Source organism: Methylomonas sp. AM2-LC (assembly GCF_039904985.1).
GTDB lineage: Bacteria > Pseudomonadota > Gammaproteobacteria > Methylococcales > Methylomonadaceae > Methylomonas.
In genome coordinates, this window is the sequence record NZ_CP157005.1 from 4,315,129 (window position 1) to 4,336,764 (window position 21,636).

Genomic DNA, 21,636 nt, shown 5'->3' on the forward strand with positions numbered 1-21,636 from the left:
CTTAAATTTTACTCAAGGTATCTTTTGCTTCACTAAAGCCATCAAAATGTACTTTACTATCTACCGCTTTTTGTAAATGCTCTTTCGCTTGCGCAATATCATTCAGCTTATAATAAATCATACCTAAATGGTATTGACTTACATAGGCAGTGGGCGTTGCTTCAAGCACTTTTAACAGAATATTTTTAGCTTTATCATAATTACCTTGCCGATAAGCAATCCAGCCAACTGTATCTAGCAGACTTGGATTACTACTGTTCTCCAGGGGTTCAACCAGTTTAGCCGCACGTTCCAGACTTGCTGGAGTCGGCTCATGATCAGATAGAAAACTCGCCAGATTATTAACAGCCAACACAGAGTCTGGATGTGCTTTGTAAGACTCTTCAAATAAAGCCTGAACTTTATCATACTGCCCTTCACTTTGGTAAAAGCGAGCTAAATCGACAACCAAATCAAAGTTACCATCGGTTTTGTCTATACCTTTACGTAAATACTCCATCGCTTGGGTTTTATTTTTTTCTGACATAGCCACAATTGCCAGACTCCGATAGGGACCATACCAATCTGGTTTTATTTCCAGCGCTTTCGTAAATGCCGCCTTAGCTTCGCTGAATTTTTGCCCGTTTAAATACACGCCACCCATTAAATTATAGGCAATCAAATTATCCGGTTGCTGCTTAACAATCTGTTGTAGTTTTGCAAGAGCTTTATCCGGTTGTTTGAGCGCCATGAAAGATTTAATCATCTCGTTCAAAGGTTCAACCGCATCCGGCTTTTTGTTTAAAGCCTGTTGAAAGGCTTCTATACTCGCTTCAAGTTTGTTTGCCACCTGATAACCTAAACCTGACATATAGTAACCAGTAGCATCTTTAGGCTTTAACTCCTGAACCTGTTTGGCAACTCCCTGAGCCTTATCCCATTGCTTCTCACTCAGATAAAATTTAAATAACGCCTCAAAACCTTTTAAACTTTGCGGATTAACTTTCAGTAAATTTTCTATTTGCTGTTTCGCCTGATCTTTTTGGCCCGCTTTTAAATAAAGTGAAGCTAACTCAAGCCTTGCAGATTCATCATTTGGCGTAAAACCGACCACCTTTTCCATGTTTTCTCTAGCCAAGGATTCCTCATTGTTGCGCAAATGCGCAGATGCCAGCAATCTCAGTACGGACGTATTATTGGGTTGATCTACCAATACCGACCGAAAATCAGAAATAGACTCTGGAATTCGATTTTCTGCCAAATAAAATTGCCCACGCAACGTTAAGGCTTCGCTATCGCGTGGATTTGCATCCAGCACTTCCTTGTTTAGTTGTTTTGCCTCTGCTGTACGTTTGGTTTGCACATAAATCGATGCTAATTTATTCCGTGCCACAATGCCATTTGGTCCTAGTTTGTCTTGCTCGACCACTTCTTTTAATGTAGTTTCGGCACCCGGTACATCTTTCTTAGCTAACTGCAGATTGACCAGTTTAAATTTTAAAACATAGTCGTCTGCATGTTTTTCAATCATGGGTAATAATTCAGCAATCGCCACATCGGGACTACGTTTTTCTTGTAGAAAATCAAGCAACATCGACTTTGCTGTATCATTTTCAGGTAAATTTTGTACCGCATCTCGGAGTGTGGCTTCAGCCTTATCGAGTTGATTTGTCGAGATTTGAAACAAAGCCAAATGCTTATAATATTGAACTTCTTTAGGATTTATTTTTAAGATAGCTGTCAGCATATCTTCAGCTTCTGGATATTGCTTATTACGCGCATAAATACCACCCAGCATCGAATACAACTGAATATCTTCAGGCTTTTTGGCAATAGCTTCTTTTAAAATGCTCACAGCCTTGTCTTGCTTTTCCATGCGCAGTTGGATGGAGGCCATCATCATGATAGCCGAAGTTTCATCAGGCTTAATGGTAAGCGCTTTTTCTACCAGGGCCATTGCGGCATCGTTGTTATTTTTTGCAGCTTCCGCACCGGCTTTTAATACCAACGCTTCTAAATTATTTGGATCTTTGGCAAGTGCATCGTCAACCAGCTTTTCTGCCTGTTCAACATTTCGGTTTAACAGCATAATCTGCCCAACCCTAACTTTTGCCATTACATGATTATCGTCCTGAGCTGTCACCATGCTATATTCTTTAAAAGCAGCCTCAATTTTACCCTGCTTACTTAAAACCTCACCTATTTGGTAATGATTTTCCCAATCTTTGGGGTCAATCTGCTGCACATTCTTGAAAGCCAAAGCGGCTTTTTCGTAATCGCCAGAAGCTAAATAAGCCTTTCCTTCTTTTGAATATTTGGCTTTACTTTCTTCAGCACTGTTACAAGCCACCAAGCTGCTGGTTAAAATAGCGATGCCCAGATTTTTTAAAATAGTTTGTTTAGTCGTCATGTATATCTCAATAGCGATTACTTTGGGTGGTTATTTGCTGTTATGAAAATTGTACTGCTTAAAAAAATTTTACAATATTGACTTTACAACACCTGTACCGGTTCCATCTATTCAATCAGTGGCAACAAGATGTTCTGGTCACTAAAACGGCAGCATTAAGTTAATACAGTGCAATCATTAATATAGGGAATATTTTGCTAACTGTAATCTATATATAATACATCGAATTCTATTGCCTTGATCAACATCATGAAAATTGAAAAAACCTGCTCCATGTATCTTTCCTAAAATATGCCCGCTAAAGAGCTTATTTAACACCACGCTTTATCCAGGAGTACCGACAGACCTGTGTTTATCGAGAAACCCCAGTCAACTCCTCATAAACGATAAGCCCATTATGTGACCAAACACTCTGGTTGCCATCAATAGCATCATGGAACAACACATTTATTATCGGTTACGCGCCGTTAAAAATAGGATCTAAACCTCGCGGTAAAAAACACCGCACTGAATGCTATTATTTGAAGAAGTGTGGCTAGACAAAGCCATGCACCCTCATAAACATACAGGATTTTGGAATATTCGAAGAATGAGTATCTAAACCAAAGAAGTGCCGATCAGATTACAGGTACCTTGAAAAAACGGCCTTTTACCAATGTAAGCCCTAATACTAATCAACCAGGTTGGAGCCAGCAAAAAACGATGCCTTGATGGGTTTTCAAAAATCCCATTTGCCATTTAATGACGTTAGGTTTTATGATCTGGATTTTCCTTATTCCTTTGGTTTTTTTAGCATTCTACACATAGCTAGATAAAAATCGCAGTCTTTACTAGATTGCCTAAGTTTATCTTTGCAGCATTGCTCATTTTATTCATATTATCTGGTTAGCCAAAAACAGCTAACCAAGACCATCCTTAAAATAGGATAACCAAGCAATGTTACAAAAAAATAACAACTTAGTAACAGCTTTATGACAACAGGATTTATAAAGCAGATTAACAGCCAACTATCCTTACCAACACAATTAAAATCAGCACAATTATATTTTTAAGTGTGAAATCAATTAAGAATTCCTGTGATAACTGATATTTTGCTAGACTCTGAGCAATTTATTTATCATTATGTAGATATAATTATCTTATTTGCCAGTCAATTTGCTCAATCATGAAGCCAACATTATCAATACCTGTTTCTCGGCATATGCTGAAATCTGCACCCTATTTGCTATCTATAATGCTGGGCATGTATTTCTTTTCATTACCGGCAAGCACTGACACTACCGATACAAACACCAGTCATGCACTTATAAAACTGTTAAACAGTAATCAGCATCCTTTGCTAAAACAAACAGACTTTTCACATCAAAGCAATGATCTAACTAAGCTGTATCGTTTTTATGCAATGCAGCCCATCTGGCTTGGCAAAGATCGTTCAGAGAAAAATATTCACGATGCTCTGACAATTTTGATGAATGCAAATACAGAAGGTTTGAATCCTGTCAATTATGATGCAGAACAATTGCATCATTATCTGCAAAGCGTAACGATACAATCAGAAATCGACTCACAAACCATAGCCGCTTACGATTTGGCCGTATCTATCTCATTATTACGCTTTGCACACGATCTGCACTCAGGCAGAGTAGATCCTCGCAGTTTTAATTATCCTCAAGCCTTTAGTACTAAATCAACATTGGATACTCCAGCTTTAATTAAATCATCTATCGATCAGAATAATGTAGATGCCTTACCACAAGCACTGGCACCCAAAACAAAACAGTACTCTCTATTAAAACAAGCACTGGCTTTCTATCGCCAACAATCTGAAGCCAAACCACATGTAAATTTAGAGTTTCATACTTCCTTGCATCCAGGTGATCGGGACCCTCAATTGCCTGAAATGCGCAGCCGTTTACTGGAAATGGGACAACTATCTGCAGAAGAGTTACAAGGCATAGATACATCAGACACACTGTACGATGATATATCAAAAGCCGCCGTCATGCGATTACAGAAACAGCAAGGATTAAATTCGGATGGTTTTATTGGCAAACAAACCCTGGCACTGCTAAACCAAACGGCAAAAGAAAAAATTGCTTTGATTGAGTTAGCCATGGAGCGGTTACGCTGGTTACCCAAACAGCCTGAAGGTCGGCAAATTATTGTCAATATTCCGGCCTTTCAGCTATGGGCTTTTAATTCTGCTGAAGATGATAATCCTCTCACCATGAAAGTAGTGGTTGGCAAAGCCAAGGACAATCAAACTCCAGTACTATGGGAAGAAATGAAATATTTGGAATTCATGCCTTATTGGAATATTCCACGCAGCATCATGGATAAAGAAATAGTACCCAAAATTCAAACCAATAATGACTACCTAACAAGTCAAGACATAGAACTAGTCGATAATAATATTGCTGATGAGGAAGATGACGGCGAGGAATTGGACGTAGTACATCATCTAAAACATGGTTATGTGCGGGCCAGACAGCGCCCTGGCAAAAAAAATCCACTTGGAAAAGTTAAATTTATTTTCCCTAATCAGGCCGATGTATATTTACATGACACCCCTGGACGCGGCGCGTTTACCCGTGATCGCAGAGATCTGAGTCATGGTTGTGTAAGGGTAGCTGAAGCCGAAAAGCTTGCCGAATTTGTACTCGAAAATCAATCAGGTTGGGACAAACAAAGCATACAACAAGCAATGATAGGGCCTAAAACGAAAAGAGTCAGTTTGAAAAATACTATTCCGGTGCTGTTTTTCTACACCACAGCATTTGCAGGACAGGATAATAAATTACGTTTTTATCCAGATATTTATGGCTACGATGCACAATTGCAAAGCGCACTAAATAAATCGGCTAATCAACCATTATTGGGCAAAACCACAACCACTGATGGCTAAGGCTTATCTACTGTCTGCGCCGAGTTACCAAAATCTGAAGTTACCTGTATCTAGATGCACAAAATCCGATTCTCGATAATAACCGACCCCACCACGATGCAGGGCTAATGCCGCATTTCGTATATGACGACTATCCATGCCTTCTACACGAATATCAATTGCCCGCCCCTGCATATGTAAGCTATTGTTTGCTACCCCAGAGCTCTCTGCATGCATGCGACCGTTCGTGTAAGGCGAACGATAACCGGAAATAATATGAAAAGGCCGATTACCCGTTCCCAGCATTAATTTTAAATCATGCAACTGATCAAGCAGCTTTACATCAATAGGATAAATATCGTCAGTACGATAATCACGCAATAAAAGGTTTATTTCGTGCAAAGCAGTTTTAATATAACGATTTTTTTCAAAATACGTCAATTTCAACTTATCGCCTGTGTGAGTATGTTCAAAGGCTAATGATTTATGTGAAGGGAAACGTCCTTTTGCCGCATGAGCAATAGCAGGGCTACCCATAGTCAACAAAGCTCCGCAAGCCAAATGCTTGATAAATCGGCGTCTGGAAGAGGCTATATCGGTATCGTCCCCGACATGATTTTCTAAAATACGTTGTAACATAAAACTATCCTCTAATTATGACTCTACAGCAATGTCTCTATACTGGCAATATCACGGAGATATAACCTTATCCATTTAATGGTATAAAACATCACCAAAACCCATAAAAATCATATAAATCAAAACACTAAAAAACTATCTAGCAATACACAAAACAATCATAAACTAAATATTATCAAATTACTCCAAATAAACTATTTAAGTTAAAATATCAGTATAGTTCTGACAACTATTGTTTCAAGTTAACTATTTCTAAACTTAGGGTTTTATTTTTGCCAACTGTCAATAAGCACCCAGATAAAAACAACAAAAATAAGGAGTATTCCCATGCAGATCATTAAAATTTTAGCATTTCTTTCCAGCCTATGTGCTAGTAATATGCTTTGGGCACAAGCGGCACCCAGTCACGGTGGGCATGGTGGCAGTAGTGGTGGCAGCGATGATGTTTCCTGTATAAAAGCTAAAATTAGCCACTACAAACCAGAGCATTTATCCAGCGTATCCCCAGGATCCGAATTTTCGTTTACCGTGTCTGGTAGCAACGGCCCAAACCATATTCATGTTAGTATTCGTCAGGAACCAGTGGCAATTAGCTTTGAAGATAAGGAATCCTTTTTTCTGGTTAAAGGAAAACTACCTGCAAATCTGAAAAATGAAACTGTACGAGTTTCAGTCAGGGCAAAAGCCAGAATCAGTAAATGTGATGCTGACGGTGGAATGTTGTTAAAAATCACTGAATAATCATCACCAACCTCAACCTAACAGTTCAACCCAATGATGAACTGTTAGGTAATACGTTGGTATCGGCCAATTAATGGCCTGTTACCATTGCGACTCACCTGTTTCAGGGTCATACATTTCATGGGTGATTTTAAAACGATTTTCGATGAGCTCATCAATAGTGGGTAAATTATTCATCGCTCGATGAATAGCAAGCTTCATAGCCTCATAGTTGGTACGATACAAGTCTTTACGATCCAAATTTGGATTAGTTGCGCATGACGGATCAATCCAAAGCATGGCAATAATACACAATTCATTAGCTTGTAATCGTGGAATAACGCCTTCGGACACACTATCAATCACTGCATCCGCAACGGCGGACTGTACTGGACCACCCAATAAATTGATATAAGCTGAAGACTTAATCGTAACTTTCGGTACCATAATGGTGGCTGGGCGAACTTGTTGATTACAGGCACGAATCGCAAACATTCGTGTATGTCCTGCGGTTTGCCCCATGAGATTAGCAAAGGCATGTCCAGCCGGCCCCTTGACATCTCCCAGCAAAATTTCAGGCATGGCGTCTGTGCCCTGCCCTTCACTTGAAAAGACAGTGGCTTCGCCGGTTCTAAACCAAAATGAATCTGACATTGATATTCCTCGCAAGCTAAATACAATTAGTCATTCTAAGCGGATGCAGCAGCTACAGCAAGAATAAACAACCGAAAAACCACTAAAATCTTGAACAAAACAATAATAATTTTACTGATATCTGACTGAAATAGATGTATTTTTAAAATCCGACTTAATGACTAACCCGATTCAGCTTTTTAAAAAAATCAATTTGGCAAAGTAGTTTTCTCACTAGGTATCTATACCTAATTAACACAAAAAAAATAGTAAAGCATACTTTGGCAAACCAATTAAGAACAACCTTGATCGTTTGTGTCAGCTTATATCGAATCAAGACATTTAACATACAAATCTAATTTAATGATAACCATTTCAATATATATCATTTCACCTGCTATACAAGATTCCCTATTATTTGACTACGCCATAACGTTCCAACCACATCTGTTTAGAGATATTTCATGAGTCAAAGCCATATCATGCCGGGTTTTCGTCCTGCACTTGCATTCACCCTGTTTTATTTAGGATTGGTAGTACTGATTCCTCTAAGCACTCTGGTTTTTAAAAGCCTGCAATTAGGCTGGGATGATTATTTAAACATTATTACCAACGAACGGGTACTGGCTGCATTTCGAGTCAGTTTTACGACTTCTCTACTTGCTGCCGCCATTGCTGGCATTTTTGGATTTGTGATTGCCTGGGTAATGGTGCGCTATCCATTTACAGGTAAGCGTATTTTGGACGCCTTAATTGATCTGCCATTTGCCCTACCAACCGCAGTTGCAGGTGTGGTACTGGCGACCATTTACCAACCGACAGGTCTATTTGGAAAATGGTTAATCGATAGTTTCGGTGTAAAAGTTGCCTATACCCCGCTCGGTATAGTTGTTGCTCTTATATTTATTGGTATTCCGTTTGTAGTTCGTACCATTGAGCCCGTTTTACAAGAATTTGATAATACCATGGAGGAAGCAGCTTCCAGTCTAGGCGCTACCCGTGGACAAGTATTTAGAAAAATTATTTTCCCCAACATTTTTCCGGCCCTAATCACTGGCGTATCACTCGCTTTCGCACGAGGCGTCGGAGAATACGGTTCGGTCATATTTATTGCCGGAAATCTACCTTATATTTCGGAAATTGTACCGTTATTGATCGTCACCAAATTGGAACAATATCAATATGCGGGAGCCACAGCCATTGCGCTCACCATGCTCGTTATATCATTCATATTGTTGTTAGTTATCAACTTATTACAACGCTGGGTGCGTGTCCGTTCAGGACAAATTTAACCGGAGAAAACCATGCATACCACAAGTTTAACCATTAGTGACAGAACAGGTGTTGCCAATCGTCAAGCCTTACGAGACCCATCTTGGGTGCGCTGGGGGCTGATCACTATTGCTATTGGTTTTATTACGCTATTTCTATGCGTACCTTTGGTTTTAATTTTGTTTCAAGCTTTTGCAAAAGGTGTAGAAGCCTATTTTCACGCGTTAGCTGAACCAGATGCTATAGCGGCTTTAAAACTGACTTTACTAGTCGCCATAACCACCGTGCCTTTAAATACAATTTTTGGCGTTGCCGCCGCCTGGACAATTACCCGCTTTGAATTTCGTGGTAAAAGCTTATTAACCACACTAATAGACTTACCCTTTTCTGTATCACCTGTTATTTCGGGACTTATTTTTGTTCTATTATTTGGTGCGCAAGGCTGGTTAGGCCCTTGGTTAGTTGCCCACGATATTAAAATAATATTCGCCACTCCCGGTATTATTCTAGCAACTTTATTTATTACCTTTCCGTTTGTAGCCCGTGAATTAATTCCCTTGATGCAGGAAATGGGTAGTGAAGAAGAAGAAGCAGCTCTATCACTAGGCGCTAGTAGTTGGAAAATGTTCTTCCAAATTACCTTGCCTAATATCAAATGGGCCCTGTTGTACGGTGTGTTGTTATGTAATGCCAGAGCAATGGGCGAATTCGGTGCTGTTTCTGTAGTTTCTGGTCACATTCGCGGTCTGACCAACACTCTACCATTGCATGTCGAAGTCAGTTACAACGATTACAACGCAGTTGCTGCCTTTGCTAGTGCCTCTATTTTAGCGGGATTGGCCGTTGTAACCCTGATATTAAAAAGCTTTCTGGAGTGGAAGCAAAAACGCGATTAATTCTTTTCGCTTATCGTCCAAATTTTATTTTAGTAAGAGACTTTTCTATGAGCATTCTTTTATCCCATATCAGCAAGAATTTCGGCCAATTTGCGGCAGTAAATGATGTCACATTGGAAATCCCGGCGGGGGAGCTGGTTGCCTTATTAGGCCCATCCGGTTGCGGAAAAACCACTTTGCTGCGCATCATTGCCGGACTTGAATCGCCTGATCAAGGTAGCGTACTACTGAATGACGAAGATGTTACCAAACAACATGTTAGCCGTAGAGGCATAGGCTTTGTGTTTCAACATTATGCTTTATTCCGACACATGACCGTATTTGATAATGTTGCCTTTGGTTTGCGAGTTAAAGCTCGCAAAGAAAGACCCAGCGAACCTGAAATAACCAAAAAAGTACATAAGCTCTTAGAATTAGTGCAGCTAGACTGGCTGGCTGAACGTTTCCCAGATCAATTATCCGGTGGTCAACGACAAAGAATTGCTTTGGCACGTGCATTGGCCGTTGAACCGAGTGTGTTACTGTTGGATGAACCCTTTGGCGCTTTAGATGCCAGTGTTCGCAAGGATTTACGCCAATGGTTGCGAAATCTGCATCAGGAATTGCATGTCACGAGTATTTTTGTGACTCATGATCAGGAAGAAGCAATGGAAGTGGCTAGTCAAGTGGTAGTATTGAATCAAGGGCGCATTGAACAACAAGGCACACCTGCTGATATTTACGACTATCCCAGCAATGCTTTTGTTTCAAAATTTATTGGTCAAACAAATATATTGCATATTGATCAACATGATGCAGCCTGGTTAGAAAGTACGGGCGTTGTCATCGAAAAAGCAAAAGGTATAGTTGCTCATATTCGTCCGCATAATATCGATATAGAAAAAGCGCCAGATACAACTGCATCTGAAATTATCTTAAAAGATTGGCAACATTTAGGATCGACCATACGTATCGAATTATTGAATACTCAGCTGAATGGCGGAAGTCATAGTTTATTTGCTGAGATGCCTAATGAGCGGTTTAAACAATTAAACCTTAATAAAGGCGACAAAGTGTCAGTGTCTATCAAGCACGCCCACTGGTTTAACTAAGCCCAATGATAACCACAATGCTCGATATTTCCCAGAAAATTGGCAATCGCCCACAGAAACAGGCTTAAATATCAACCTATATGAATCTTAATCAACTTGAATTACTCCGCATTCTGCAAGAAACTAACTATAATCAGTCGAAAGCAGCAGAAAAACTGAATGTTGTACAATCTGCAGCCAGCAGACAATTGCAGTTATTTGAAGAAGAACTAGGGTCCCCCATATTTGAGCGCCACGGTAAAAAATTATTGGGTTTAACGCCACTGGGCGACCGGGTAATGGAGCAAGTTGACAATATAAATCAGGCTAAAAAAAATATTCAGGCCATTGCCGATGATTTCCGTGACAATCGTAATGGCACCTTACACATTGCCACTACCCATACTCAAGCCAAATATTTGTTGCCTGGACCCGTGCAAAAGTTTCGGGAAAAATATCCGGGTATCACCATCTACATGGTGCAATCATCTCCAGACGATTTAATCCAGCTGTTACATCATCACAGGGCAGATATTGCCATCTGCACAGAAAAACTTGATGAAGATGACAAACTGATCGTCAAACCTTGCTATGAATGGCAGCATATTGCGGTTGTGCCACGTCACCACCCATTAGCCCAAGGTGATATTACGCTGGGAAGACTCGCCTCTTTCCCCATCTTAACTTATTCTCCAGGATTTACTGGGCGCTCAAATATTGAAAAAGCCTTTAAAAACGCCGGTAAGGAATTGGATATTACCTTATCTGCTGCTGATTCAGATATTATTAAAACCTATGTTCGCTTGGGGCTCGGAGTCGGTATTATTGCTGGCACCTCTTACGAACCCAGCAATGACAATGATCTGGTAGCCTTGGATTTATCGCATCTTATTCCACGTTCGGTGACTAAAATTGCTTATCTAAAACATTTATATTTACCTTCCTACCTAAAATATTTTATTGGTGAATTGTTATCACGATCAATACAAAAATAATTCTTAATGTACTTGACTACAAAAAAAGCAGCATCAACAATAAATACTCTGTTTAGATTACAAAATTAACTGTTAAACTCGTTTTTGGCAGATCAAATCAAATTAGCTACGCATAATTTGCGTTTTTATCATATATGGCGAATTTGTAGTCATTTTTTCAATTAAATCACTTAGAAACTTTGCAAAATAACGTTAGACTTAGCGTAACCCCTTTTAAGCCAGATTATACTTTTTAACTATTTGGAGAATGTCATTATGAAAATAGGCTTGATAAAGGAACTAAAAATCAAAGAAAACCGAGTGGGTTTAACTCCGGAAGGCGTTAAGACTTTGACTGAAAATGGACATCTAGTCCATGTTGAACAGGGTGCAGGCATAGGATCAGGCTTCAGTGATGAGATATACCGTCAGGCTGGCGCACTGCTCGTCACTAGCGATGAAGCATGGAATCAAGAATTAATTATCAAAGTTAAAGAACCGATTAATGAAGAATATAAAAATCTGAAAAATCAGCTAGTTTTTACTTATTTTCATCTTGCGGGCGTTGCACCCGAATTAACGACTGCTTTACTAGCTGGAAAAACCGGCGCTATCGCCTATGAAACATTAGAAGATGAGAATGGTAGGCTGCCATTGCTGGCACCCATGAGTGCTGTAGCAGGAAATATGGCTGTACAAATGGGCAGTTATTATCTGGCGGCACATAATGGCGGCAAAGGCATTATGCTTGGCTCTGTGCTTGGCAAAAAATACGGCAAAGTTTTAATCATTGGCGATGGTGTAGTGGGATTTCATGCAGCTAAAACTGCAATTGGACTAGGTGCTAACGTGACTGTCGCAGGACTCTTTGCAGAAAATGCCTCTCACCTGCATCGAGAAATTTCTGCAGACATTAAATTTATTATTTCCTCATCTACCAGCATTGCCGAACAATTACCCGACACCGATTTACTCGTCGGAGCCGTTTTGGTGCACGGTGCTCGTGCATCTCATTTGATTAGTTCGGAAATGGTAAAAAGCATGCAACCAGGGAGTGTTCTGGTTGATGTTAGTATTGATCAAGGTGGCTGCATTGAAACAGCCCATGCCACCAGCCACGACAATCCCGTGTATACCGAACATGGCGTTATTCATTATTGTGTAAGTAATATGCCAGGAGCTTTTCCGCGTACCTCAACTCAGGCACTAACCTCAGCAACCTTACCCTATATATTAAAACTCGCTGATCACGGCTTAACAGCATTAAACACAGACCCTGGCTTTGCCAAAGCGCTAAATACCTATCAAGGGTATATTACCTACAAGCCCGTTGCTGAAGCTTTGGGGAAATTAGATCAATATCGTGACAAACCGGTGAGTTTCTCTTAATCTGAAATGGTAGGGAACTTCGAAAAACCTGGCTTTTGTGCTTCGACAGGCTCAGCACGAACGGTAGGCTATTGATATATATACCACCGTTCGCCCTGAGCTTGTCGAAGGGTGGTTTTTCGAAGCTCCCGGTAGTCATCATCTCACACTAGTTGTTATAGTTGCTGGCTTAAGGAAGGGCATCAATCACAACAGGTGTTGCCAGCATGGAAGCTGGCATCAAGCCAAAATAGAAGTATCCACGGAGCCATTTCCGCTAGCAAAAACTGAATGGCTAGCCAACTTGCTTATAACTTATAAAGCGGCTCCAAACCAGTATCTTGCTCTGGTGGTTTACCTTGTGGTTTAACCCTTGCATTAAAAGTTTCCCATAATAACTTTCCCTGCCAAATTGATGTCTGTTCTGAATAAAGGTATTGATTTAAGCCTTCAATTTCAGCCGCTAAGGGTGTAGGACAATACTTGGCAATTTCCGCTAAACTATCTGCAGAAAATTCCGTTTTGCCCCACTGTAGCAAAACCTGCTTCGCTAACTGCGGATCGTTTTCAAGACAAGCTGATTTGAGGTCTGCGTCACTAATGGTTTGTGGCGCTGCTTGCCTGATTTTTTTTTCGGGTACAGATAAAGAGCGTTCGTGGCGATAAAAAAATAAAATGACCGTTAATAACCAACCTAAAGCTAATAATGCAGAGACAGCTTGCCAAATACGAACATCATCAACATCTGCAGCTTGTATGCTATTGATTTGATTCGGCACTGACTGACTGACACTCGGAGTAGGCATGGTTTGATTTGCTAACTCAGCATTAGCGACTGCTTTTATAGTCACTGCCGGCAAGCGGGCAGTTTCGATTTGCTGGGTTTTAGTATTAAACCAGCTAATTTCGATAGGGGGTAATGCAAAATCTCCCGGCTTTGAGGGAATAAATGCAATTTTTTCTTCACGTATTGCTGTCAAACCATCACTTTGCTTATCTTCTTTTAAAACCGGCTGATCGGGATAGCTTTTCAATCCATCAATAGGTGTTGCTGCCAATAATTCTGGCAATTGACCCACAGTGGAGCCTTTTGCGACCAACTTCAGGGTTCTGGTTAAAGGTTCACCCACTTTAGTCTGTAAGGTTTGTGCAGACCAGTCATCACTAATCTCTAGAGATTCTGCACTTAACCAAGCTGCAGGTTTAAAACTTTCAGGTACTGGTTGAACATTTAAAGTGATCGCTTTTGAAACAATACGGCGTGTTTCACTGGTTTGCTGATTAAAAAACCCATTAAATTGCGGACGATGAGAGGAAACCACTTCTGCACTTAAATTTAGCGGCGCAATAGTAACGGAACCACTTTGTTGCGGAAAAATCGCATATTTACGTTCTGTAACCGCATAATCGACGCCATTGATTTGGGTCGTATAGGTACTATCTTCACCCAGTTTTTCGACCACCGCATCTTTAAGTTGAGGCTCTTCAAGTTTGGCTTGAATAATTTGCAAGCGTCGAAAAAAGCGTAACGTATACAGCACTTGAGATTGTACATAAGGTTTGTCTGGGGTTGCCGTCACGTCCAGAAACATATCATCATTACTTTGAGGGGTACTTTGGTTGGCAGTCACATTAAGATGTAAAGGCTTACTCAGATCCCTACCGAAAGAAATGGGAGGAATCAACAATTCACCCGCCTGCTTAGCCAGCAAACTCACTACCCACTTTTCACTACGGCTACTTTGACCGTTAACCCAAGACACATTACTACTGTGTTGCTGATCGAGATATTCAAAATTTTCCTGTAAAGGCGAAAAATCTGGATTGCCGTCTGGTTCTTCACTAGCCGTAAAAATAAGCTGAAATGAGTCGTTCAGGTAGATCGGATTGCGATCTACAGAAACCTGTATATCTGCCGCCTGTACCGACAGACTTATTAGTAATAAAGGTATAAGCAGAATTTGCAATAATCGCATTAATGTTACCATTTAAGGGGATGTGCAGCTTTATCGTGCTGATTGTAAAGATACTTAAACTTGCGTTTTAACAATCCTGTTGGCTCATCAGGGATACGTTTCAACAATTGTTCGTTTGCCCGTGCAGTTTCATCCTTTTCTATTTCATCCGCACTTTGAGCGGTGTGTGGTTTGGAATCCTGACTAGCATCGGTTTTATCGGCTTTTTTATCATCACCTTGTTGCTCGTTTTTATCTGCTTTATTAGCTTGTTGATCTTCGCCAGAGGACTGTTTTTCTTGCTTCTGGTTATCTTTTTGCTCAGACTGTTGCTGCTGAGCTTGTTTTTGATCAGCGTCTGTCTGGTTCGCTTCACTTTGCTGGGATTGTTTTTGTTCAGCAGATTGCTGTTTCTGTTGTTGATCTTTTTGATCAGATGTCTGCTGATCCTGTTTCTGTTGTTTTTGTTGCTGTTGCAACTGCTTTTCAACCAGATCCTTATTATATTGGGCATCCTGATGATCAGGCGCATGTTGTAAAGCCTGATTATAGGCCTGAATGGCTTCTTCTAATTGACCTGCCTTTGCCAGTGCATTGCCGCGATTATAATAACCATCTGTCGTTTGTATATTTTTTAGGGTTTCCGCAGCCTGTTGATATTCTCCAGCCTTATATTGAGCTGCGGCACGCCACTCTGAGTTATCGAATTGATCTGCAGCTTGTTTATACTCTTGTTTCTCAAACGCTTGCTGCGCACGTTGATTGGGGTTTTGCCACAAACTTTGCCAATCCAAGGCCTGACTGTTCCGTGGCAGGGGTAACAGACATAAACCTAGCCAGAATAATACGCCCTTTCTAAACCGCAACGCCGCCCACGGTAACACCAAAAATAATAACCACGGGCCTGTTTCCTCCCATTGCTGTAATAATTGTGAGCTTTCAGCAGTTTTATTATCAGCCGGTAACACATTAAACAAACTATGCAATTTTTCAACATCTTCATCACCGGCACTTACTAGCTGATAAAGACCATGACCACGCTGAGCCAAACTTGCCAGCACGCTACTCTCCAATCGGGCTACCACAATATTTCCACTGGCATCTTTGAGAAAACCACCACCCTGTTGCTGTATAGGCGCACCATCTGCAGTTCCTATTGCCAAAACAGATAATTGATAAGCGCCTAGCCATTTATCAACATCTGCTTTAGGATCGACGCTTGCAGTGACTAACAAAATATGTCCTTGTGTAGCACCTGCTTGTTGCAATAATTCTGCTGCTTTATGTACGGCAACTTCTGTATTACTACCTGGGCTGGGCATAATATCAGTAGTTAATGCTTCTAGTTGACTGGATATGGTTGAGGTGTCTGTCGTTAGTGGTGTGACTGTAAATGCATCTCCCGCATAAACCATGAGTGCTGTTTGCCCATCTTTGCGCTGTTTTAGCAAATCGGCAATTTTATAGCGGGCTTTGCTAATGCGACTGGGCTTTATATCGGTAGCATCCATAGTCGCGGATAAATCCAAAGCAATCACTAAGGCCGATTGATTACGAAAAGCCGGACTCGGAATACGTTGCCAGGTGGGGCCAGCCAAAGCCAAAATACTAAGCACGCCCACTATTCCAGCAACCCAAAAACGATGACTACTCTTCAACAACGGCTGTTCTGTTAATATAAAGGGCAACAATTCCGCATCGCAAACTTCACTCCAATTTCCACGGCTTAGTTTGTGTTTAATCAATAACCAAAATAACAACCCCATCGGCACCATAGCCAGTAACCACCAGGGACGCAAAAAATGAAACTCTGCAAAATTCATGAGAACCTCAATCGATATGTCGCCAAACCAACCGTCAACAACACCGCCACTGCTAGAGGCCAATAGTAAAGCTCGCTCTTGGGTCGAAAATATTGTTTGTCTTTTTCTACAGGCTCTAGTTGATCGAGCAGTCCATAAATTTTCTCTAACTCTTCACTGTTGCGGGCTCGAAAATAATGTCCTCCGGTCATATCAGCAATAGCAGTCAAAGTTTTCTCGTCCAAATCTGCTGATGGATTTACCTTACGCATACCAAATAAACTACGTACCATCATTTCATCTGCACCTATACCGATGGTATAAATTTTAAGCTGTTGTTTTGCAGCTAATTCTGCTGCCTTGAGCGGTGTCAGTTCGCCTGCTGTATTTGCGCCGTCAGTGAGTAAAATTAGTACGCGGCTATCGACTTTTTCATTTTGCAGGCGCTTGATGGCTAAACCAATTGCATCGCCTATAGAGGTTTGCGGCTCATCTTCAGTAATCCCTATAAATGCTTCATTTAATAAAGTCCTTACGGTTTTACGATCAAATGTTAAAGGCACGTGTAAATAGGCCCGAGTACCAAACAAAATTAGTCCTAATCGGTCACCCACTCGGCGTTCAATAAATTGCCCTGCTACAAACTGAATTGCGGTGAGGCGATCAACATTTTCATTTTTGATTTTAAAATCGGTAGCCTCCATACTTTTGGAAACATCTACTGCCAACATCAAATCTCGACCGCTAACGGAAAGCTCAATAGGCTCCCCCAGCCATTGTGGACGTGTAATCGCTAGCACCAGACAAAACCAGGCTATATAGGCTACCCATAAACACCAGGGTTTATTGGAACTCAGAAATTGAGTCTGACCACCAGCAAAGTCGTCTAGAAACGGAACTTTCAAAGCCGCTTGTTCTACTTGAGGCTCAGCGGGTAGTAATAAACGCAGTAAAACAGGTAAAGGTAATAACAATAACAACCAGGGCCAATATAAATGCAACACTATTTTGTCCTTAATTCTTGACTGATATTATTAATCTGCGGTTTACTCGGCTTTTGGCACTTAAGCCAACGCTCACAAAGCTTAAACAAAGCATCTAAATCCAGATCTTCTGGTGCAGAACGCTGGTATTGACTCTCTGCCAGACAGCGACCAATCCCTTTACTAAATGGCGCATCATGCAAGTGAGTATCCAGATAGCTTAACCAGTCTGATCCACTCAAACTAGCCACATCGCTTCTGGGAGCATTACTAATAGCAACCCGCCGCAACCAAGTAGATAATGCTCCCAGAGTTTGTAAGTTATCCAGATTTTCATCTGCTCTGATAGTCACCAACACTTTAGCAGCTACTTTTAATACTGTTTTACTTTTCAATCGCTTATATAAATAGACAACACCGAAACAGCACAACAATATTAAAACAGCAAGCATATACCAACCCGGCGCAAGAGGCCAAATACTCACGGCTTCAGGAAAATGAATGTCTTTTAACGGCAATTGTTCCATAAATTCAGTTAACAACAATAATGGTTATGATTTCGCAATAGCACGCCTTAAGCCATGGAATTAGCAAAATATTTACCCTGCAAGAGCATGACAACATCCATCGCTTGCAGAGTAGTGGTACAGCTGAGCCAACTCAGCCCTGTTTTACGGCAAAGTTGTTGCAAATGCTGCTGCCTGTTTTGAAATCGTGTTTGATAATCTTGCAGCAATTTTTTATCGCCACTATCAACCAGAATGTCACGCAAACTATCAGTAAAACGATGACGACCTTTTACGGGTAATTGAGTTTCCAACGGATCAACAATCTGTACCAAAACCACATCACAATGTCGACCCAGATCAACCAGATGACGTTCTGCAGCAATATTCATTCCGCGAAAATCACTTAGAATAAAAACTTGACTGCCTGGATGAGCATGATGCTGCAAACGACTTAATACATGATCCAGACCATTGACAGCCTGCCCGTTATAAACAGGTTTGACTAAGGCATTAAAAAAATGTAGTAACGCCGCTTTACCCGTCTGTGGTTTTAATTCCAGACACCCAGCCTCACTAAATATCTGCCCACCAATCCGATCACCGCGCCGCAGTGCAGACCAAGCTAAAAGCCCTGCGAATCTTGCCGCTTGTACCGACTTAAAAACGCCGCGTGTAGCAAACATCATGGCAGCGCGGTAATCAACAGAAATAAACACAGGTCTTTCGCGTTCCTCCTTGAACACTTTGCAATGCGGTTTGTCGGTGCGTGCCGTCACTCGCCAATCAATGCGACGCACATCGTCCCCTGGTTGATATAAACGTGTCTCATCAAAAGCCATTCCCCGTCCTTTTAGATGAGAAACATAATTACCGCTTTGCACCGCACGAATTTTCACCTGTTGTAAATCCAGCGCAGCGGCTAGCTTGGAAAGATCAATCAAATTTCTTAAAGTCACTTCAACCCGTTCACTACCAGGTAAGACATGCGTGTTCATTGCTTATAACCGTCTCAGTAATAGGTAAGGGAACTTTCGGACACAGTAAAACTAAGCATCAGTTAGGGTACGGCAATACGAGTAATTAATTGTTTGATGACATGATCACTAGTAATGCCTTCAGCCTCAGCTTCGTACGATAAAATCAATCTGTGCCGTAACACATCATAAGCGATATCCTGTATATCTGAAGGATCTACAAAATCACGCCCTATCAGCCAAGCTTTGGCACGTGCGCAGCGATCTAAGGCAATACTGGCACGCGGACTAGCACCATATTCAATCCAGTTGGCCAAATCTTGTCCGTAAACTTCTGGATTCCGTGTAGCCAAGACAATTTGCAACAGATATTGTTCCAAACTTTCCGCCATGTGAATATTCAAAACTTCCTGACGAGCAGTGAAAACAGTGTCAAGACTAATTTTATGATCCCCTACACTGACAGACTGTTGATTACCCATCGCTTCGGCACGGGCAAGATGCAATATTGCACGTTCATGTTCAGCACCTGGATAGTCAATTTTGACATGTAACAAAAATCGATCCAATTGCGCTTCTGGCAAAGGATAGGTTCCTTCCTGCTCAATCGGATTTTGGGTCGCCATTACCATGAACAGCTTAGGTAATAAATAAGTCGCTTTACCGACTGTAATCTGTCTCTCTGCCATCGCTTCCAGCAAAGCCGCCTGCACTTTGGCTGGTGCGCGATTTATTTCGTCGGCCAGAATAAGATTGTGAAATAGCGGACCTTTCTGAAAATCGAAACTGCCTTGTTGTGGCCGATAAATTTCAGTACCGGTCAGATCAGAAGGCAATAAATCAGGCGTAAACTGTACGCGATGAAAATCAGCCTCTATACTTTGGCTTAATACATTAATGGCACGCGTTTTTGCCAAACCCGGTGCGCCTTCTACCAGTAAATGTCCATCAGCCAGCAATGCAATCAACATGCGCTCGACTAATATTTCTTGCCCGATGATACGGGTATTGATAAATGTACTTAATTGATTTAATGCTGTTTGTGACGGGCTTAGACTCTTTGCAGTCATGATTATCCTGTATTCCGTGAGTTTGAAGTCAACATAGACTGAGTTTAGCAAAAATAGTTGCGCATTTTAAAACTTTAACCAAAGTAAGCAAAACAATTACACGTTTTAGCGCAAAATGACGACTTTAACCCAGTGAAGAATATGCGATATTATTAATTAATGTGTATGCAATACCAAGGAATAGCAAATGCCGATTTATGCTGAACCCAATCCGATCACTATCTCAATCGTTAATTTCTTACATACAATAGGCTTGGCAGCAAACTATGGACACATCACAGAACAGAGTTTTGTGCCGGGTGTGCTTATTTATCATGGGGGCATTTTGATAGATACCCAACAACTGAGCTATCCCAGTGACATATTACATGAGGCAGGCCATTTAGCGGTGAAGCCACCCTCCCTACGTCAGAAAACTCATATCACCGCTGGCAAACGCGCTGCTGAGGAAATGGCGGCAATTGGCTGGTCTTACGCTGCTGCAGTCTATCTAGGGATTGATTTATCGGTACTGTTTCATAGCGAGTATAAAGGCGGTGGCCAGTCTCTGATTGATAATTTCAGCAGAGGCACCTACATTGGTGTGCCAATATTGCAATGGTTAGGCTTAACGTTCGATAACATTCAGGCTAAAACCAACGGATTAACACCTTACCCTAGCATGCAAAAATGGTTGGTAGAGAGTGAACCCAACATGACTGAAAGCCTTAGCGTTTTATAATGTCAACATTTTTACATTATTTACAGGTATCGTGACACCTAACTAGCCTCTTCCTCGTTGACGATTCTTCCATATACGATGTCTGGTCATAATCTCCAAGACTTGCTGTGGATCATCAGTAATAGTAATTAAATCCATTTCTTCTTGTGCGATAGTGCCATAGTCGACCAGTTTGGTTTTGAGCCAATCGATCAAACCACCCCAAAAGTCGCTTCCAAATAGTACCAGCGGAATTGGATAAATTTTGTGCGTCTGCATCAAAGTCAATGCTTCGAAAAATTCATCCAGGGTACCAAATCCACCCGGCATACACACATAACCCATTGAATAACGAACAAACATCACTTTGCGCACAAAAAAATAACGAAAGTTGAGTGAGACAGTTTGATAGGGATTGGACTTTTGCTCCATAGGCAATTCTATATTCAAACCAACCGAAACCTGATTCTGAGCATGAGCACCTTTATTGGCTGCCTCCATAATGCCCGGCCCACCACCACTAATAATAGCAAAGCCATGCTCACTAAGTAACTCAGCTAACGCCACCGTTTTTTGGTAATACGGATGTTTATCGTCCAATCGTGCAGATCCAAAAAAACAAATGGCATCATGCAATTCAGAAAGCTCATCAAATCCTTCTGTAAATTCACTAATAATACGAAAAATACGCCAAGATTGATCACCTTTAAGATCATCAATAATACTGGCACTTCCTGTGCCACGCCGATTTTTCAGATGGGCCATACTACCTACTCTAGCTTTTAGACTAATGTTAAT

General features: G+C 41.1%; 18 protein-coding genes. 8 read left to right on the forward strand and 10 right to left on the reverse strand.

The window, feature by feature from the left end; all coding sequences use genetic code 11:
* Position 1: 1 nt before the first annotated feature.
* Complete coding sequence (locus ABH008_RS19175) at positions 2-2,389, reverse strand: tetratricopeptide repeat protein (RefSeq protein ID WP_347987216.1); 2,388 nt, start codon at positions 2,387-2,389, stop codon at positions 2-4.
* 1,165 nt (positions 2,390-3,554) lie between these two features.
* On the opposite strand from ABH008_RS19175, the gene ABH008_RS19180 reads away from it, so the two are divergent.
* Complete coding sequence (locus tag ABH008_RS19180; RefSeq protein ID WP_347987217.1) at positions 3,555-5,294, forward strand: L,D-transpeptidase family protein; 1,740 nt, start codon at positions 3,555-3,557, stop codon at positions 5,292-5,294.
* A gap of 24 nt (positions 5,295-5,318) precedes the next feature.
* Here the strand turns inward: ABH008_RS19180 and ABH008_RS19185 are convergent, their stop codons facing one another.
* Positions 5,319-5,912 (reverse strand): DUF882 domain-containing protein, encoded by a 594-nt coding sequence (locus ABH008_RS19185; RefSeq protein ID WP_347987218.1) that lies wholly within the window; start codon positions 5,910-5,912, stop codon positions 5,319-5,321.
* 327 nt (positions 5,913-6,239) lie between these two features.
* On the opposite strand from ABH008_RS19185, the gene ABH008_RS19190 reads away from it, so the two are divergent.
* Positions 6,240-6,653 (forward strand): hypothetical protein, encoded by a 414-nt coding sequence (locus ABH008_RS19190; protein WP_347987219.1) that lies wholly within the window; start codon positions 6,240-6,242, stop codon positions 6,651-6,653.
* A gap of 81 nt (positions 6,654-6,734) precedes the next feature.
* Here the strand turns inward: ABH008_RS19190 and fae are convergent, their stop codons facing one another.
* Complete coding sequence (gene fae, locus ABH008_RS19195; RefSeq protein WP_347987220.1) at positions 6,735-7,286, reverse strand: formaldehyde-activating enzyme; 552 nt, start codon at positions 7,284-7,286, stop codon at positions 6,735-6,737.
* A gap of 443 nt (positions 7,287-7,729) precedes the next feature.
* Between fae and cysT the strand changes: the two genes are divergently transcribed.
* The 5 genes from cysT to ald all read left to right on the forward strand — a co-directional run bounded on the left by cysT (position 7,730) and on the right by ald (position 12,866).
* Positions 7,730-8,557 (forward strand): sulfate ABC transporter permease subunit CysT, encoded by an 828-nt coding sequence (gene cysT, locus ABH008_RS19200; RefSeq protein ID WP_347987221.1) that lies wholly within the window; start codon positions 7,730-7,732, stop codon positions 8,555-8,557.
* 12 nt (positions 8,558-8,569) lie between these two features.
* A complete protein-coding gene (gene cysW, locus ABH008_RS19205; RefSeq protein WP_347987222.1) occupies positions 8,570-9,433 on the forward strand; it encodes a sulfate ABC transporter permease subunit CysW in 864 nt (287 codons plus the stop codon).
* Between the two features lie 47 nt (positions 9,434-9,480).
* On the forward strand, positions 9,481-10,524 hold the full coding sequence (locus ABH008_RS19210; protein WP_347987223.1) for a sulfate ABC transporter ATP-binding protein: 1,044 nt from the start codon (positions 9,481-9,483) through the stop codon (positions 10,522-10,524).
* Between the two features lie 80 nt (positions 10,525-10,604).
* Positions 10,605-11,498 (forward strand): LysR substrate-binding domain-containing protein, encoded by an 894-nt coding sequence (locus ABH008_RS19215; RefSeq protein WP_347987224.1) that lies wholly within the window; start codon positions 10,605-10,607, stop codon positions 11,496-11,498.
* A 255-nt stretch (positions 11,499-11,753) separates the two neighbouring features.
* A complete protein-coding gene (gene ald / locus ABH008_RS19220) occupies positions 11,754-12,866 on the forward strand; it encodes an alanine dehydrogenase (RefSeq protein ID WP_347987225.1) in 1,113 nt (370 codons plus the stop codon).
* Between the two features lie 287 nt (positions 12,867-13,153).
* On the opposite strand, the gene ABH008_RS19225 is transcribed toward ald, so the two are convergent.
* The 6 genes from ABH008_RS19225 to ABH008_RS19250 all read right to left on the reverse strand — a co-directional run bounded on the left by ABH008_RS19225 (position 13,154) and on the right by ABH008_RS19250 (position 20,138).
* On the reverse strand, positions 13,154-14,821 hold the full coding sequence (locus ABH008_RS19225; RefSeq protein WP_347987226.1) for a BatD family protein: 1,668 nt from the start codon (positions 14,819-14,821) through the stop codon (positions 13,154-13,156).
* Positions 14,822-14,826: 5 nt separating this feature from the next.
* A complete protein-coding gene (locus ABH008_RS19230; RefSeq protein ID WP_347987227.1) occupies positions 14,827-16,623 on the reverse strand; it encodes a VWA domain-containing protein in 1,797 nt (598 codons plus the stop codon).
* Positions 16,620-17,606, reverse strand: coding sequence for a VWA domain-containing protein (locus tag ABH008_RS19235; protein ID WP_347987228.1), 987 nt, complete (start codon positions 17,604-17,606; stop codon positions 16,620-16,622). Before ABH008_RS19235 ends, ABH008_RS19230 begins: the two co-directional genes overlap by 4 nt.
* Positions 17,606-18,112 (reverse strand): DUF4381 domain-containing protein, encoded by a 507-nt coding sequence (locus ABH008_RS19240; RefSeq protein ID WP_347987229.1) that lies wholly within the window; start codon positions 18,110-18,112, stop codon positions 17,606-17,608. Before ABH008_RS19240 ends, ABH008_RS19235 begins: the two co-directional genes overlap by 1 nt.
* Positions 18,113-18,159: 47 nt before the next feature.
* The gene (locus tag ABH008_RS19245; RefSeq protein WP_347987230.1) at positions 18,160-19,089 is read right to left on the reverse strand and encodes a DUF58 domain-containing protein; all 930 of its coding nucleotides are present in this window, start codon (positions 19,087-19,089) and stop codon (positions 18,160-18,162) included.
* Between the two features lie 62 nt (positions 19,090-19,151).
* On the reverse strand, positions 19,152-20,138 hold the full coding sequence (locus tag ABH008_RS19250) for a MoxR family ATPase (protein ID WP_347987231.1): 987 nt from the start codon (positions 20,136-20,138) through the stop codon (positions 19,152-19,154).
* A 187-nt stretch (positions 20,139-20,325) separates the two neighbouring features.
* Here ABH008_RS19250 and ABH008_RS19255 point away from each other — a divergent pair, with 187 nt between their 5' ends.
* Positions 20,326-20,859, forward strand: coding sequence for a hypothetical protein (locus ABH008_RS19255; RefSeq protein ID WP_347987232.1), 534 nt, complete (start codon positions 20,326-20,328; stop codon positions 20,857-20,859).
* A 42-nt stretch (positions 20,860-20,901) separates the two neighbouring features.
* On the opposite strand, the gene ABH008_RS19260 is transcribed toward ABH008_RS19255, so the two are convergent.
* Positions 20,902-21,603, reverse strand: coding sequence for a TIGR00730 family Rossman fold protein (locus ABH008_RS19260; RefSeq protein ID WP_347987233.1), 702 nt, complete (start codon positions 21,601-21,603; stop codon positions 20,902-20,904).
* Between the last annotated feature and the right edge of the window lie 33 nt (positions 21,604-21,636).